Annotated in this window: 11 protein-coding genes; all 11 read right to left on the bottom strand. The window is 73.3% G+C overall.

What is annotated here, in order from left to right:
- Positions 1-68 precede the first annotated feature (68 nt).
- Positions 69-422: a (2Fe-2S)-binding protein gene (locus HDR73_RS00850; protein ID WP_041464249.1), complete on the bottom strand. Its 354-nt coding sequence runs from the start codon at positions 420-422 to the stop codon at positions 69-71.
- Entirely contained in the window at positions 419-2476 is a 2058-nt protein-coding gene (locus tag HDR73_RS16495; RefSeq protein ID WP_012297552.1) for an FAD-dependent oxidoreductase, read from the bottom strand. The genes HDR73_RS00850 and HDR73_RS16495 overlap by 4 nt, the downstream gene beginning before the upstream one ends.
- A 19-nt stretch (positions 2477-2495) precedes the next feature.
- Positions 2496-3956 (bottom strand): aminopeptidase P family protein, encoded by a 1461-nt coding sequence (locus HDR73_RS00835; protein ID WP_012297551.1) that lies wholly within the window; start codon positions 3954-3956, stop codon positions 2496-2498.
- Positions 3953-5260: an alpha/beta fold hydrolase gene (locus HDR73_RS00830; RefSeq protein ID WP_012297550.1), complete on the bottom strand. Its 1308-nt coding sequence runs from the start codon at positions 5258-5260 to the stop codon at positions 3953-3955. The genes HDR73_RS00835 and HDR73_RS00830 overlap by 4 nt, the downstream gene beginning before the upstream one ends.
- Positions 5257-6192, bottom strand: coding sequence for an ATP-binding cassette domain-containing protein (locus HDR73_RS00825; RefSeq protein WP_012297549.1), 936 nt, complete (start codon positions 6190-6192; stop codon positions 5257-5259). The genes HDR73_RS00830 and HDR73_RS00825 overlap by 4 nt, the downstream gene beginning before the upstream one ends.
- Positions 6189-7055, bottom strand: a complete 867-nt coding sequence (locus HDR73_RS00820) for an ABC transporter ATP-binding protein (protein WP_012297548.1) — start codon at positions 7053-7055, stop codon at positions 6189-6191. The genes HDR73_RS00825 and HDR73_RS00820 overlap by 4 nt, the downstream gene beginning before the upstream one ends.
- Complete coding sequence (locus tag HDR73_RS00815) at positions 7052-8044, bottom strand: ABC transporter permease (RefSeq protein WP_012297547.1); 993 nt, start codon at positions 8042-8044, stop codon at positions 7052-7054. Before HDR73_RS00815 ends, HDR73_RS00820 begins: the two co-directional genes overlap by 4 nt.
- Entirely contained in the window at positions 8041-9003 is a 963-nt protein-coding gene (locus HDR73_RS00810) for an ABC transporter permease (protein ID WP_012297546.1), read from the bottom strand. The genes HDR73_RS00815 and HDR73_RS00810 overlap by 4 nt, the downstream gene beginning before the upstream one ends.
- 3 nt (positions 9004-9006) lie before the next feature.
- Positions 9007-10689 carry an ABC transporter substrate-binding protein gene (locus HDR73_RS00805; protein WP_041464248.1) on the bottom strand — a complete coding sequence of 561 codons (1683 nt, stop codon included), beginning with the start codon at positions 10687-10689 and terminating at the stop codon, positions 9007-9009.
- Positions 10690-10835: 146 nt separating this feature from the next.
- Positions 10836-12845, bottom strand: a complete 2010-nt coding sequence (locus HDR73_RS00800) for a glycoside hydrolase family 127 protein (RefSeq protein ID WP_012297544.1) — start codon at positions 12843-12845, stop codon at positions 10836-10838.
- 414 nt (positions 12846-13259) lie between these two features.
- On the bottom strand, positions 13260-15143 hold the full coding sequence (gene recQ / locus HDR73_RS00795; protein WP_049791874.1) for a DNA helicase RecQ: 1884 nt from the start codon (positions 15141-15143) through the stop codon (positions 13260-13262).
- Between the last annotated feature and the right edge of the window lie 197 nt (positions 15144-15340).

The following is a 15340-nucleotide window of genomic DNA, read 5'->3' as shown; positions in this document are numbered from 1 at the left end:
GACGGCCGCGGCGAGCCCGGCGGGTCCCGCGCCGATGACGACGACGTGCCGCCGGCCGTCCGCGCCGCTCACGACGCCTCCCCCGCGCGCTCGTCGGGCACGGTCCCGTCGGGCACCCTCGCGCCCGGCCCGGTCTCGACCACGTCGCCCTCGACGGCACGGCGCTGGCACGCCCGCACGTCCGGCAGCCCGTTCACGGTGACGGTGCAGTCGAAGCACACGCCGATCCCGCAGAAGACCCCGCGCGGGCGGCCCGCGCTCGCGGTCGTGCGCCACGCCAGGGTGCCGGAGGCGAGCAGCGCACCCGCGATGGTCTGGCCGCGGACGCCGGTGACGGGATCCCCGTCCACGGTGAACCGCACGGCCGCGGCCGGCGCCGGGCGGATCGGGTCGCGCGCAGGATCCACGCGCCGCGGCGTCATGCGCGCACCCCGGCGGCGGCGGTCGGCAGCGCGGCGCCGGGCGCGGCGGCCCCGGGCATCAGCAGCCCGAGCGACGCGCGCGCGACGGAGAAGGGCCGCACGTCGAGCGGGGTCGTCTCGCCCGTCATCTGCGCGGCGATCAGGTCGGCGGTCGCGACCGACAGGCCGATCCCCGCGCCCTCGTGCCCGCTCGCGTGCCAGAGGCCGGGCAGCCGGGGATCCGGGCCGACGACCGGCAGGTGGTCGGGTAGGTACGGACGGAAGCCGCCGTAGGACCGCATCGCGTTCGCCTCCACGAGGAAGGGGAAGAGCCGCACGGCCTTCGCCGCGAGCTCCTCGAGCACCGCTACGCGCAGCGACGCGTCGAAGCCCACGCGCTCGCGGCTCGATCCGATGAGCACGGTCCCGGACGGCGTCGACTCCACGACACCCGAGGTCTGCAGCGCGCCGTCGCCGGATCCGACCGCGCCCACGTAGTCGCCGTCGTAGACCTTGTGCCGGATGCGGTGCGGCATGCGGGTGGTCACGAGCACGACCCCGCGCCGCGGCAGCACGGGCAGCTCGACGCCGAGCGCGCGGGCCACCTCGCCCGACCAGGGGCCTGCGGCGATCAGCACGTCGTCGGCGGCGATGTCGCCCGCGCTCGTCCGCACGCCGCGGAGGGCGCCGTCCGCGTCGAGGATCGGGCCGACGACCTCGACGCCCGTCCGCACGACCGCGCCGGCGCGCCGGGCCGACGCGGCGAGCGCCTCCGTCGCGATGGCGGGCTGCACCTGCGCGTCCTCGGGGTAGTGCACGGCCGCGGTGATCGCCGGGTTGAGCCACGGCTCGAGCTCGAGGGCCCGACGGCGGTCGACGGGCACGGCCTGGACGCCCGCGGAGCGCTGGGTGGCGGCGAAGGCGAGCAGCGGATCCGCGCCCTCGTCGGTGGTCGTGACGACGAGCCCGCCCTTGGGCTCGTACTCGATGGACGGGAGCGCGTCGCCCAGCTCGTCCGCGAGCTCCGCGGCGACCTCGGGCCAGCGGCGGGCGGCCAGCTGCGCGAGCTCGAGCTCCGCGCCCGGGCCCTTGTCGGACACGAGGATGTTGCCCTCGCCCTGCGCGCTCGTGCCGGAGGCGACGGCGGCGCGCTCGACGACGGTGACGCGGATCCCCGCCCGGGCGAGCGACCGGGCGCACGCGGCCCCGACGATGCCCCCGCCCACGACGACCACGTGACGCGTCATGGTGTCCCTGCTCTCACGGGTGGGTGCGCCTCGAGGAGGCGGCGATGGTGGTGGGCGGTGACAGTAATGTGTCACACATCGCCCATGATGGGAAATGGCAGCGACCGCCGCGCGGATCAGGCGTCGGAGGGATCCACCGGGACGGCGCCCGCGTCCCCGGCCGACTCGTCCTCGCCGCGCCCACCACCCGCTGGCGTGGCGGATGTGCCGCACCATCAGCTCGTGCGCCGCGGTCCCGTCGCCGGCGACCAGCGCCCGCAGGAGCTCGTGGTGCTCGGCGGCCGAGGCGTCGAGGAGGCTGCTCTCCTTCATCGACGCGAGCCCGACGAGACGGGTGCGCGAGCGGAGGTCGGCGATAGCGTCGGTGAGCACGGGGTTGCCGAGCATGCGCGTGAGCGACAGGTGGAACTCCTGGTCCGCCTCGAGGTACGCGCGGAGGTCGCCGTCGCGCGCGCCCTGCTCGATCCGGTCGGCGAGCGCCTCGAGCCCGGGGAGCGCGCCGTCCGGGAGCTGCCCGGCGAGCCGCTCCATGGCCGGCGCCTCGAGGAGCTGGCGCACCTGCACCAGGTGGCCGAGCTCCTCGTCGCTCACGGCCGTGACGCGGAACCCCTTGTTGCGGACCGTCTCGACGAACCCGCGCTTCTCCAGCTCGAGCACCGCCTCGCGGACGGGCGTGGCCGAGACGTCGAAGCGCACGGCGAGCGTGGGCACGGTGATCAGCGTGCCCGGCTCCAGCTCGCCCGAGACGATGGCCGCGGACAGGGCCTGGTGCACGTGCTCGCGCAGGCTCTCGCGCGGGGGTGCGGGACGCAGAGCGGAGAGGCTCACGCGGGTCCTCCTCCTGGGGTCAGGACGGGGACCGCTGCTCATGCATCCAGGACTCCAGGCCCCGGGCGTCGATCGGCAGCGCGTCCGACAGCACGTCGGACCCCGTCTGCGTCACCACGATATCGTCTTCGATCCGCACCCCGATGCCCCGGAGCTCGGGCGGTACCATCCCGTCGTCCGGCGCGAAGTACAGGCCGGGCTCCACGGTCAGCACCATGCCCGCCTCCACCGCGCGGTCGTATCCGGCGACCCCGGCACCCGAGCAGTCGTGCACGTCGAGCCCGAGGTGGTGCCCGATCCCGCACACCAGCCAGCGGCGGTGGTGCTGCCCGGCGGGCGAGAGCGCCTCGTCGACCGAGACGGGCAGGATCCCCATGTCGTGCAGGCCCTGGGCGATCACCTCCATGGACGCGTGGTGGAAGTCGACGAGCGGGCGCCCGGGCGCGACGGCGTCGAGGCCCGCGCGGTGGGCGCGCTCCACGACGTCGTGCACGAGCCGCTGCTCGGGCGTGAAGGTGCCGGAGACGGGGATCGTGCGGGTGACGTCGGCCGTGTAGAGGCTCCTGGCCTCCACGCCCATGTCGAGCAGCACGAGCTCGCCGTCGCGGATCGGGCCGTCGCAGCGCACCCAGTGCAGGGTCGTCGCGTGACCGCCGCCGCCCACGATGGTGGCATAGCCGGGGCCGGTGCCGACCGTGCGCGCGTGCCGGTCGAAGGTGCCCTGCAGCCAGCGCTCGCCGCCGAGCGCCCGCGCCCGCGGGATCGCGCGCACGACCTCGGCGAAGCCCTCCACGGTGTCGTCGACCGCGCGGCGCAGCTCCTCGATCTCCCACGCGTCCTTGATGACGCGCAGCTCGCCGAGCGTCGCGACGAGCGCGGGATCGCGGGGCACGTCGGCGAGCGCCGACGGGACGCCCGTGACGGCCCCCGCCCGGCGCACGTCGCGGACGCCCGCGAGGTCGCGCGCGATGCGGTCGGGGTCGCGCACGGGGATCCCGAGCGCGGCCTGCCAGTCGGCGTGCGCGGGCGCGGGGCCCACCCAGAGCTCGCCGTGGTCGGCGTCGGAGTAGAAGCGCGGATCCCCCGGATGCGCGGGCGCGGGCACGTGCAGGACCGCGTCGTGGCCGCCCGGGACCGCGTGCATCACGAGCACGGCGCCCTCGATCTGCACGCCGGTGAGCCACACGAAGTCGCTGTCGGCGCGGAACGCGTAGCGGCAGTCGTCGTTGCGCGTGGGCGCGTAGCCGCTCACCACCGCGAGGGTCACGCCGGGCATCGCGGCGCTCAGCCGGGCGCGGTGCGCTGCCCCGGCCTCGACCGCGCCGGGCACGGTCGTCGGCGTGCGGTCGGGCGTGATCCAGCCGCCCGCCATGAGGTCCTGGAAGGCGGGCAGCTCCGCGAGGCGCGGCGGGCGGCGGTCCTCGGGGGTGGAGGGGACGCGCGCCGCGCCGGGGTCGGTGTCGGGGGTCGTGTCGGTCATCGGGGCAGTGCTCCTCCATCGCGGGCGATCGTGTCCATCAGGCGCCCGAGCACGCCGGGCGCTCCGAGGCCGTCGTGCTCGTGCTCGTTCGTGATCCACGCGCGGGCGTTGCCCACGCGCGCGACCGTGTCCTGCTGCAGCCGCGCGTCCACGTACATGTCGTCGTGGTAGATCGCGGCGGCGATGGGCACCTCGTTGGCGGCGAGCCGGGCCGGGTCGTAGAGCTCCGGCCAGTCGTCGCGACGGGCCATCTCCTCGACCGCGCCGCGGAACGGGCGCAGCAGCCGGATCTCGTCGAACATCCAGGGGTACATCATCTCGCCGGTGAGCAGCAGCGGCCGGGCGGTCGGCGCGAACGCCGGGTGACGGCCGCGCTCCCGCTCGGCGGCCCACGCGGTCGCGGGCCGGGTGCCTGACGCGTAGATGCTCTCCTGCATCGCCGCGAAGAGCGGGTTCCCCGCGTACGAGGTGAGGCGCAGCACCTCGGCGAGCAGCACGTCGGTGGGCTCGCCGCGGTCGTCGAGCGCCTCGTCCAGCAGCGCGTGGATCCGCTCCCTCCCCGGCGCCATGCCGAGGTCGATGCCGATGGTCTGCAGGCGCCGGACCGTGAGCACGTCGCCGTCGGGCAGCGACACGTCGCCGACCTGGAGCCGGTCGGCGAGCCGGGACAGGATCCCCACGTCGCCCGGGTAGCGCGCGTGGTACCCGGCGTTCTTCCGGACCGTGCGCGGGTAGGTCCGGCGGTAGACCTCCTCGGCGTCGGGGTCGAGCGAGGCGAGCCCGCCGGTCACGTAGCAGGCCGAGAGGGCCTCGGGCGCGAGCGACAGGTAGGTGAGCGTGAGGAACCCGCCGTAGCTCTGGCCGAGCGTCGACCAGCGGCGCCCGCCCTCGAGGTGCTGCCGGAGCGCCTCGGCGTCCTGCACGATCGAGTCGGCCCGGAAGAGCGCGAGGTACCGGGCAGCCGACCCGTGGTCGTCGCCGAACCGGATCATGGTGCGCGCCGTCACTGGCGTGCTCCGCCCGGTGCCGCGCTGGTCGAGGAGCACGACGCGGTGCGTGCGGAGGGCGTGGCCGATCCAGCCGCCGTCGTCGAGCACGCGCGGCGACTTCCCGCCCGGGCCGCCCTGGAGGTAGAGGAGCGCGGGCAGGTCGTCGCCGCGGCGGTCGGGGGCGACGAGCTCGCGGGCGAACACCGTGATGGTCGACGTGGGCTCGCCGGCGCGCGCCGCCTCCCAGTCGAGCGGGACCTCGATCTCGTGGTCGGTGACGTGGACGCCGGGGACGGTGGCGGATCCGACGATCACGCGGCCGACCCGCCCGCCGTCTCGATGGCGGTGGTGTCGAGGCCGGCCGCGGCGCGCGCGGCCTGCCGCCTGCGATCCCACTCGGGGTCGATGCGCGGCACGGCGTCGAGCAGCGACCGCGTGTACGGGTGCTGCGGGCGCTCGAACACGTCGTCGCGCGTACCCTCCTCCACGACCTTCCCCGAGCTCATCACGGCGACGCGGTCGGAGAGCTGCCGCACGACGGCGAGGTCGTGCGCGATGAAGACGTAGCTGAGCCCCCGCTCCCGCTGGAGGTCGCGGAGCAGCGCGATGACGCGCGCCTGCACCGTGACGTCGAGCGCGGAGACCGCCTCGTCGCACACGATGAGGCCCGGGCTCACGGCGAGCGCCCGCGCGATCCCGATGCGCTGGCACTGCCCGCCCGAGAACTGCGCGGGATAGCGCTGCGCGTGGTCGGGGTTGAGGCCCACCCGGTCGAGCAGGTCGCGCACGAGCTGCCCGTGCCCGCCCGGCGTCGTGATGCCCTGGTACCGCAGGGGCGCGCTGATGATCTGCTCCACCGTGTGCCGCGGGTTCAGCGACGACGCCGGATCCTGGAACACCACCTGCACCTGCCGCCGGAACTCGCGGAGGGCGGCGCCCTTCGCGTGCGTCATGTCCTCGCCCTTCAGCGCGAACGTGCCGGAGGTCGGGTCGAGCAGGTGCGCGATGATGCGCGCGGTCGTCGACTTGCCGGATCCGGACTCGCCCACGATGGAGAGGGTCTGCCCGGTCGGCACGTCGAGGCTCACGCCGTCGACCGCGAGGAAGCGCCGCACGGGCGGCCGGAGCCCGCGGCCGCCGCGCGTCACGTACTCCTTGGTGAGGTCGCGCGCGGAGAGGAAGGGCTCGGGCGTCGCCGCTGTGGCGGTCGGGGCGGGCGCGGGGGCGGATGCGTCGTGTGGGCTCATGAGGCGGGTCCCGTCGTCAGGCGGTCGTAGGCGGCGTCGATGCGGGGGATCGCCTCGAGCAGGGCGTGCGTGTACGGGTCCTCCGGCGCGGTGAACACGCGCTCGGTGGTGCCGCTCTCCACGCGGTGCCCGTGCTGCATGACGAGCACCTCGTCGGCCAGCGACGAGACCACCGCGAGGTCGTGGGTGATGACGAGCATGCCCATCCCCGTCTCGGCGCGGATGGAGCGCATGAGGTCGAGGATCTGCGCCTGCACCGTCACGTCGAGCGCCGTGGTCGGCTCGTCGGCGATGAGCAGCTCGGGCTCGAGGCACAGCGCCATCGCGATCATGATGCGCTGCCGCATGCCGCCCGAGAACTGGTGCGGGTAGTGGTCCACGCGCGTCGCGGCCTCCTTGATCCCGACCCGCTCGAGCGCCGCCACCACGGTCGAGCGCACGGCCTTCCGGGAGCCGGGGCGATGCGCCCGGTAGGCCTCCTCGATCTGCAGCCCCACCGTGTAGTAGGGGTTGAGCGAGGAGAGCGGATCCTGGAACACCATCGCCATGCGGTCGCCGCGCATGGCCCGCAGCTCCCGGTCGGTGCGGCCCACGAGCTCCTCGCCGGCCAGCTTGATGGATCCGGTGACCGTGCCGCCGCGCGGGATGAGGCCCATCACGGCGAGCGAGGTCATCGACTTGCCGGATCCGGACTCCCCCACGATGCCGAGGGTGCTGTCCGGCTCCACGCGGAAGGAGAGGTCCTTCACGACCTCGACCGGTCCCCGCGACGTGGGGAACGCGATGGTGAGGTGCTCCACCTCGAGGAGCGGCGTCCCGGGGACGGCGCGGGCGGGCGGGCGGTGCGTCTCTGTGGCGGTCACGCGGTGATCCTCACTCGGGGGTCGAGCACGGTGTAGAGCACGTCGACGACGACGTTCCCGACGACCACGAAGGCCGCGGCGAGGAGCGTGACGCCCATGATGACGGGCTGGTCGTTCTTGGCGATGGAGTCGGCGGCGACCTTGCCGACGCCGTTGAGGCCGAAGATGCTCTCGGCGATCACGGCCCCGCCGAGCAGCCCGGCGAAGTCCATGCCGAACAACGTGACGACGGGCGTGAGCGACGGCCGGAGGGCATGGCGACGGATCACGAGCGCGGCCGACAGGCCCTTGGCGCGCGCGGTCCGCAGGTAGTCCTCCTGCAGGGTGTCGATCACGTTGGCCCGCACGATGCGCGCGTACACGGCCGCGTAGCCGAGCGCGAGCACGGTCCACGGCATGATGTACGACTCGAACCACCCGACCGGGTCGTCGCTGAACGCCACCGACTGCGGGAACGGGAGCACCTGCAGCTGCACGACGAGCACGTACTGGAGGAGCAGCGCAGCGAAGGGCACCGGCACGCTGATGCCGACGAGAGCCCCGGCCATCGCGGTCCGGTCCCACACGCTGCCCTGCTTGATCGCGCTGACGAGGCCGCCGGCCACGCCGAAGAGGATCCAGAGGACCGCCGCGCCGACCGCGACGGTGATGCTCACGGGAAGTCGCGACAGCAGCAGGTCGAGCACGGGCTGCTGGGTCTGGAAGCTGAAGCCCAGGCAGGGCGCCGTGCACTGGATCGCCGTCGGGCCGTCGCCGTAGGTGCGGCCCGTGAACAGCCCCGTGACGAAGTCGCCGTACTGCACCCAGAAGGGCCGGTCGAGGCCGAGGAGGGCGCGGATGGAGTCGATCTTGTCCGGCGTGCAGGTCTTGCCGCAGATGGTGACGGCGGGGTCCGGCTGCAGCAGGAAGAAGATCGCGTAGGTGAACAGGCTGATGAGCGCGAGCACGATGACCGCGGCGCCCGCGCGGCGGAGGAGGTAGCCGATCATGCCGCCTCCCCCTGCTCGAGCGCGGTGCGGAGGTGGTCGCCGAAGACCGTGAACGACAGCACCGTGACGAAGAGGAACGAGCCCGGCACGATGAAGTACGCCGGGTCGACCGTGTACCAGTTCACCGAGTCGGCGATCATCTGGCCCCACGACGGCGTCGGCGGCAGCACGCCGACGCCGAGGAACGACAGGGACGCCTCGGTGCCGATGTAGCCCGGCACCGAGAGCGTCGCCAGCACGATGATGGTGCCGCGCAGGTTCGGCAGCACCTCGCGGAAGACCACGCGCAGGGAGGAGGCGCCGGACGCCCGGGCCGCCTCCACGAACTCGCGCGTGCGGAGCGTCATGGTCTGGCCGCGCACGATGCGCGCCGTGTACGGCCAGCCGAAGACGCTGAGCACCAGGACGAGCAGCGCCGGCCGGTTGCCCGCGGGCAGGGCCGACAGGACCGCGATGATGAAGATCAGCGCGGGGAACGCCATGAGGAAGTCCATGACCCGCGACACGATCTGGTCGACGATGCCGCCGTAGTAGCCGGCGACCATCCCCGCGATGACGCCGACGGCCGTGGTGACGACCGTCGCGGAGACCGCGATGAGCATGGACACCCGGGCGCCGTACGCGATCCGGGCGAAGATGTCGCGCCCGTTCTGCGGCTCGACGCCGAACCAGTGCTGCGCGCTGACGCCGCCGAACGGGCCGATGGGCAGACCGCCGAGGACGGGGTCGACGGCCGTCGCGTCGAAGGTCGTGGGGCCCCAGCCGGTGATCCCGGACAGGAGCGGCGCGAACACCGCGAGCACCAGGACCAGCACCAGGAACACGGCGCTGGCGATGACGGACGGCGTCGACCGGAGGGCCGCGACCACGCGCTTCGCCGGCGTGACGGCGGGCGGCCGTCCCGTCGGGTACGCGGAGGCCGTGTCGGGCGCGCTGGCGCCCTGGAGGGTGGCGGTCACCGCCTACTTCCCCGTGTGGAGGCCGATGGTGGCGTAGTCGATGCCGCCCGCGAACAGGGGGCTCGAGTACGCGTTCCGCACGTTCTCGCCGACGACGAGCACGGACTGCGCGAAGAGGAGCGGCACGGTCGGGGCGAGCTGCTGGATCTGCTCGTCGAGGTCCCCCCACGCGGTCTTCGCCGCGTCGAGGTCCGTCATGGCGGAGACCTCATCGATCTTGGCATTGACCGCGGCATCGTTCAGCTGGGAGAGGTCGTTGTTGCCCTTGTCGCTGATCTGGCGTCCGTCGAACAGCGTCGGGAGCACCGTGCTGGGCGACAGCCAGTCCGGGCACCAGCCGGTGACGGCGGCGTCGTGCTGCTGCGAGGGGGTGCCGATGGTCTCGTAGTAGGTCGCCGTGTCGATGATGTTGAACTCGACGGTGATGCCCACCTTGGCGAGCGACTGCTGGAGCGCCTCGGCCTGCTTCTGCGCGGAGGGCAGGTTGCGCACGTCCAGGGTCATCGTGAAGCCCTGCGGGACGCCCGCCTCAGCGAGCAGCGCCTTCGCCTTGTCGACGTCACCCGCGCTGTCGGTGCTCGGGTAGAGGTCGAAGTCCTTGTGGCCCGGGATGGACGGGGTGAGCATCGTGGACGCGGGCTCGGCGATGGACGGGCCGCCGGCGACGTCGGCGAGCGACTTCTTGTCGATCGCATAGGAGATCGCCTGCCGGACGCGCACGTCGTCGAGGTGCGGCTTGGTCGTGTTGAGGCCGAGGTACGTGGTGCAGGCCTGGTCGCCGGTGACCGTGCGCGCCTTGATCTGCGGGGTCTGGATGCGGGAGACGCTCGCCGCGGTGATCGTGTACGCGATCGCGTTCTTGTCGTCGCCCTGGTTGGCGAGCAAGCGCTCGTCGATGGTCGCCTGGTCGAGGCCCACGGTGAACTGCCACTTGTCGGGCTTGGCCGTCCGCACACCGTCGGTCGACTGGTCCCACTCGGGGTTGCGCTCGAGGGTGAGGGAGGAGCCGGCCGTGCGGGCGGTGACCCGGTACGGCCCGGACGCGATGGGCTGCTGGTCCATGCTCGTGACCGTCACCTTGTCCTTGTCGGCCGGGAACGGCGTCAAGGTGCTCTGCGCGGCGACGCTCGAGAACTCCGGGACGGAGCGGTTCAGGTGGAAGACGATGGTCTTCTCGTCCGGCGTCTCGATCGAGGAGAGGTCGCCCGACTGGTAGGGGCCCTTGTACGACTCGCCACCCGCCAGGTAGAGCCGGGTGTACGGCGTGCCGATCGCGAGCGCCGGGTCGAAGGACCGCTCGACGCCGAACTTGACGGACTCGCTGGTGATGGGTGAGCCGTCCTCGAACTTGAGGCCGTCCTTGAGCGTGAACGTCCACACGGTGGCGTCGGCGTTGGGCGTGCCCGTGTCGGTCGCGAGGTCCGGCCCGATCGTGGCGCCGTCCTTGCCGGTCGCGGTGGTGAGCGTCCGGTAGATGAGCCGGTAGAGGTCCTGGACACCGGTGTCGTAGCCCATCTCCGGGTCGAGATGCGAGAAGTCGGTGCTGGCGAGCACCTGCATGGTGCCGCCGGTGTCGGCAGGACCGGTGACGCCGCCTGCCGCGGCTCCTCCGCCGGCGCCGGCGCAGGAGGTGAGGGCGAGGCTGGCGGCGACGGCCAGCCCGACGGCGGTGATTCGTCTGTTCATCGGACTCTCGTTTCGTGGATGGCGGCCGAGGCGCACCGGGTGGGGAATGACGGACGGGGTCGTGCGATGGGAGGGGATGGGAAGCGGAGGTGCGCGCCATCGCCCCGGATCGGGTGGATCCGGGTGGCGTGCGCGCGGACGGCGGCTCAGCCGGTGTCGGCGGCGCGGATCCAGACCCGCATCGCGCCCGGCGACCGGTTGCCCCACAGGGCGTACGGCACGAGCACGGCGTCGACGGGATCGGCCGACGCGGCGGGAGCTGCGGTTCCGGGGACGACCTCGGGGTAGAGCTCGTCCGGCGCGGGGAGCGCGCGGCGGAGGCGCACGGCGAGCGCGACGCCCGGGTCGGCGGCGGTTGCCGCGTCCGACGCAGGACCCCACGGCGCGGCGAGCGGGAGCGGCACGGTCCGTGCCTCCGCCAGGTCGCGCGGGTCGAGGAGCAGGTCGTCGACGGGTGCGCCGGCGTCCTCCTGCTCGACGGCGAAGACGATCGGGCCGCGCGCCACCGCGAGGGTCCCCCGGGTGGCGTCGAGGTGCGGGTGGGAGCCGAGGGCGCGCACGGGCATGTCGAGCTCTACCACGAGCGCGTCGCCCGCGGACCAGGCGCGGGAGGCGCGGATCCACCGATCGGGAGCCGATGCGTCGACCTCGGCGACGGATCCGTCGACCCCCTGCACGACCGCGGTCGCGGACCGGCACCAGCCCGGACGACGCAGCACGATGCCGCTCTCGGCCCCGGATGCGCGCAGCACCTCGACGCGCACGGCGCCGTCCCATGGGTACGCGGTCGTCACGCGCACGTCGAGCGCGTCGGTGCGGATCACGCACGCGGTCGGGTGGGCGATCACGAGGTCGTCGCCGTCCTGCACCGCGACGTGGTCCTGCAGCTCGCTCATCCAGCGCACGATGTTCGGCGGGCAGCACGGGCAGGTGAACCACGGGCGGCGCATCAGCTCGCCCTCGGTCTCGGCGCCCGACTGCGCGTGGTGGTCGGGGCGGCGCTGCAACGGGTTGTCGTAGAAGAAGCCCGTGCCGTCGGCGGAGAGGCCCACCGCGTAGGCGTTCAGCAGCACGGTCTCGTGCGTGTCGAGGAAGCGGGGCTCGCCGGTCGCGAGGAAGAGGCGCCACGCCCACTGCATCACGGCGATGGCGGCGCAGGTCTCGCTGTAGGAGCGCTCGCTCGGCAGCTCGTACGCGTCGCCGATCGCCTCGTCCGAGTGGCGGCTGCCGAGTCCGCCCGTCACGTAGAGCCGCGTGCGCACCGCGTCGTCGAACAGGCGGACGGATGCGGCGAGCAGCTCGTCGTCGCCCGTCTCGAGGGCCACGTCCGTGGCACCGGCGGCGAGGTAGGCCATGCGGACGGCGTGGCCCGTGACGGCGGGCATCTCACGGAAGGGGTGGGCGTCCTGGAAGTACTCGGCGGGGAAGATCCGCGTCGCCACCGTGCCGTGCCCGCGACGGTCGACGAACGCGGCGGCGAGGTCGAGGTACGCCCGCTCCCCCGTCTCGCGGAACAGCTCGACGAGCGCCATCTCGACCTCGGGGTGCCCGCAGACCTCGACGCGTCCGCCCGGTCCGAACGCGCGGACCGCGGCGTCGGCGAAGCGGCGCGCCACGGCGAGGAGCCGGCCGTCGCCGCCCTGGCGGGAGTCGGCGATCGCGGCCTGGATGAGGTGCCCGAGGTTGTAGAGCTCATGGCCCCAGGCGAGGTCGGACCAGGGCGCGCGCTCGGATCCGGGCCGCTGCACGTACGAGCCGATGTAGCCGTCCTCCGCCTGCACGCGCTCGAGCACGTCCGTGGCCTCGGCGAGGAAGGCGCGCATCTCGGCGCTCGCGGTGCCCCGGCCGACCTCGCAGGCGATGCCCTCGAGGGTCTTGTAGACGTCGGTGTCGAGGAACGGGTAGCGCGGCGCGGGCCGCTCGCCCGGCCCGTCGACGACCGCACGGAGGTCGTCGAGGTTGCCGGCGGCGGTCATCGACGCGATGGCGTGGGGGATGGTGCGGGAGCGGTTGCGCTCCTGCCAGGCCCCGAGCAGGCCGCCGCCGAGGGTGACGGCATCGGCGCCCAGCGGGCTGCGGGATCCCGTGGTGGGGAGGACGGCCCCGCGGCGCGCGCCCGTGCGGATAGCATCCGCATCTGCTCCGGTCACTGCCATGGCGCTCCCTCGTCCGGCCTCGAGCAGCCGGTGGTAGGTGACATATTACAAATACGCCATACGGTGTTGGCAATCCCGATGAAGCGTTTGCGGCCTCCCGTTACACGCTGTTTACATGCGGGTCCGATCGCCCGGCCGCCTCCGGAGCATCCCGCTAGCACGCCGCGTCCGCTCCCCACAGCCCGCGAGGAGCGCGCAGCCGGACCAGTACGATCGTGGGCAACGGCGACAGCTCTTCGGGTGAGCTGTCCCGCCAGCGCCGGGCCGGTCTTCGGGTAAAAGTCGGCCGTGAGCGCGGCTCGGTCCCGCAGCCCTCGAGGCTCGGGACCGGGTCTCCTCCCCGCCCCGGGCCGGCCGACGGTCGCCCTGGTCTGCCGAAGCCCCCATCGGCCGGCGCCCTGGTCGGCCGACGCGCTAGTCGGCCGCGACGGATCCGGCGGCGACGACCGCGAGCAGCCCCTCGCCGTACGTGTCGAGCTTCTTCTGGCCGACGCCCGTGATGCCCGCGAGCTGACCGAGGTCCTGCGGGCGCACGGTCGCGACCTCGCGCAGGGTGACGTCGGCGAACACCACGTACGCGGGCACGCCCTGCTCCTTGGCCTGCTCGGAGCGCCACGCGCGGAGCTCCTCGAAGAGGCCCTGCGCCTCCTCGGGCAGGTCCACCACCTGGCCGCCCTTGCTGCGCGTGGTGCGGGTGCCGCGCCCGCGCACGATGCGTTCGGGCTCCTGCCGCATGGGCACCTGCCGGGATCCGGTGAGCACGTCGCCGCTGCCCGGGGTGATGACGAGGGTGCCGTAGCCGTCGTCGCTCACGCCGAGGAGGCCCTGGGCCAGCAGCTGCCGGACCACGCCGCGCCACTGCACGTCGGTGAGCTCGCCGCCGATGCCGAACGTGGCGAGCTGGTCGTGCCCCTGCTGGCGGACGCGGTCGGTCTCGTTGCCGAGCAGGATGTCGATGAGGTGCGCCGCGCCGAAACGCTGGTTCCGCTCGCGCTGCAGCCGCACGACGGTGGACAGCAGCTTCTGCGACGGCACCGTCGCATCCCACGTCTCGACGGGTTCGAGGCACGTGTCGCAGTTGCCGCACGGACCCGTCTCCTCGCTGAAGTAGCGCAGGAGCTGCACCCGGCGGCAGCCGACCGTCTCGCAGAGCGCGAGCATCGCGTCGAGGTGCTGCGACAGCCGGCGGCGGTGCTGCGCATCGCCCTCGGACTGGTCGATCATGCGACGCTGCTGCACGACGTCCTGCAGTCCGTAGGCGAGCCAGGCGGTGGACGGCAGGCCGTCGCGGCCCGCGCGCCCGGTCTCCTGGTAGTAGCCCTCGATGGACTTGGGCAGGTCGATGTGGGCGACGAAGCGCACGTCGGGCTTGTCGATGCCCATGCCGAACGCGATGGTGGCGCACATGACGATGCCGTCCTCGCGGAGGAAGCGGGCCTGGTTGCGCTGCCGGACGGCGGCGTCGAGGCCCGCGTGGTACGGCAGCGCGGTGATCCCCTGCTTGTTCAGCGCCTCGGCCGTCTGCTCGACGGTCTTGCGGGAGAGGCAGTAGACGATGCCCGCGTCGCCCGCGTGCTCGGTGCGGATGAGGTCCACCAGCTGCTTGCGCGGCTCGGCCTTGGGCACGATGCGGTAGCGGATGTTCGGCCGGTCGAACGAGGAGACGAAGTGGCGCGCGTCCTCCAAGCCGAGGCGCGCGGTGATGTCGGCGTGCGTGGCCTCGTTGGCCGTCGCGGTGAGCGCGATGCGCGGCACCTCGGGCCAGCGCTCCTGGAGCATCGACAGCGCCAGGTAGTCCTTGCGGAAGTCGTGGCCCCACTGGGAGACGCAGTGCGCCTCGTCGATGGCGAACAGGGCGATGCGCGCCTCGTCGAGGAGGCGGCCCATCCGGTCGAGGATGAGGCGCTCGGGCGCGAGGTAGAGCAGGTCGAGGTCGCCGTCGAGGAGGGCGCGCTCGACCTCGCGGCTGGTCTCGAGGTCCTGCGTGGAGTTGAGGAACGCGGCGCGGACGCCGACGGCGCGCAGCGCGTCGACCTGGTCCTGCATGAGCGCGATGAGGGGCGAGATGACGACGCCGGTGCCCTCGCGGACGAGGCTCGGGATCTGGTAGCAGAGCGACTTGCCGCCGCCCGTGGGCATGAGCACGAGGGCGTCGCCGCCGCCGATGACGTGCTCGACGATCTCCTGCTGGTCGCCGCGGAACGCGTCGTACCCGAAGACCGTGCCGAGGCGCTCGAGGGCGGGGGCCAGCGCGGTGCCGCCGCCGGTCGAGGCGGGAGCGGGAGGGGTGGAGGTCATCAGGGCAATCGTATCCGGGGGCCGGTCGGCGGCAGGCGGGGAGGAGGAGCGTGGGGACGACGACGCCCCCCCCCGCATCGGCGGATTCTCGTGGTCGTCGCAACACCTGATGATTTAGATGGTTGTCAGTAGAGCACGCATTCGCTCGGCTGGGGTGTCCCAGTCGAGCGTTTTGCGTGGTCGGCCGTTGAGCTGCT

The organism is Clavibacter sp., from assembly GCF_014802555.1.
GTDB lineage: Bacteria > Actinomycetota > Actinomycetes > Actinomycetales > Microbacteriaceae > Clavibacter > Clavibacter sepedonicus.
This window is presented reverse-complemented; position numbering and strand designations above follow the sequence as displayed.

Coding starts and splice junctions, on each gene's coding strand:
- HDR73_RS00850 (WP_041464249.1), bottom strand. CDS start 422: ATGACGCCGCGGCGCGTGGATCCTGCGCGCGACCCGATCCGCCCGGCG.
- HDR73_RS00835 (WP_012297551.1), bottom strand. CDS start 3,956: ATGACCGACACGACCCCCGACACCGACCCCGGCGCGGCGCGCGTCCCC.
- HDR73_RS00825 (WP_012297549.1), bottom strand. CDS start 6,192: ATGAGCCCACACGACGCATCCGCCCCCGCGCCCGCCCCGACCGCCACA.
- HDR73_RS00815 (WP_012297547.1), bottom strand. CDS start 8,044: ATGATCGGCTACCTCCTCCGCCGCGCGGGCGCCGCGGTCATCGTGCTC.
- HDR73_RS00805 (WP_041464248.1), bottom strand. CDS start 10,689: ATGAACAGACGAATCACCGCCGTCGGGCTGGCCGTCGCCGCCAGCCTC.
- HDR73_RS00800 (WP_012297544.1), bottom strand. CDS start 12,845: ATGGCAGTGACCGGAGCAGATGCGGATGCTATCCGCACGGGCGCGCGC.
- recQ (WP_049791874.1), bottom strand. CDS start 15,143: ATGACCTCCACCCCTCCCGCTCCCGCCTCGACCGGCGGCGGCACCGCG.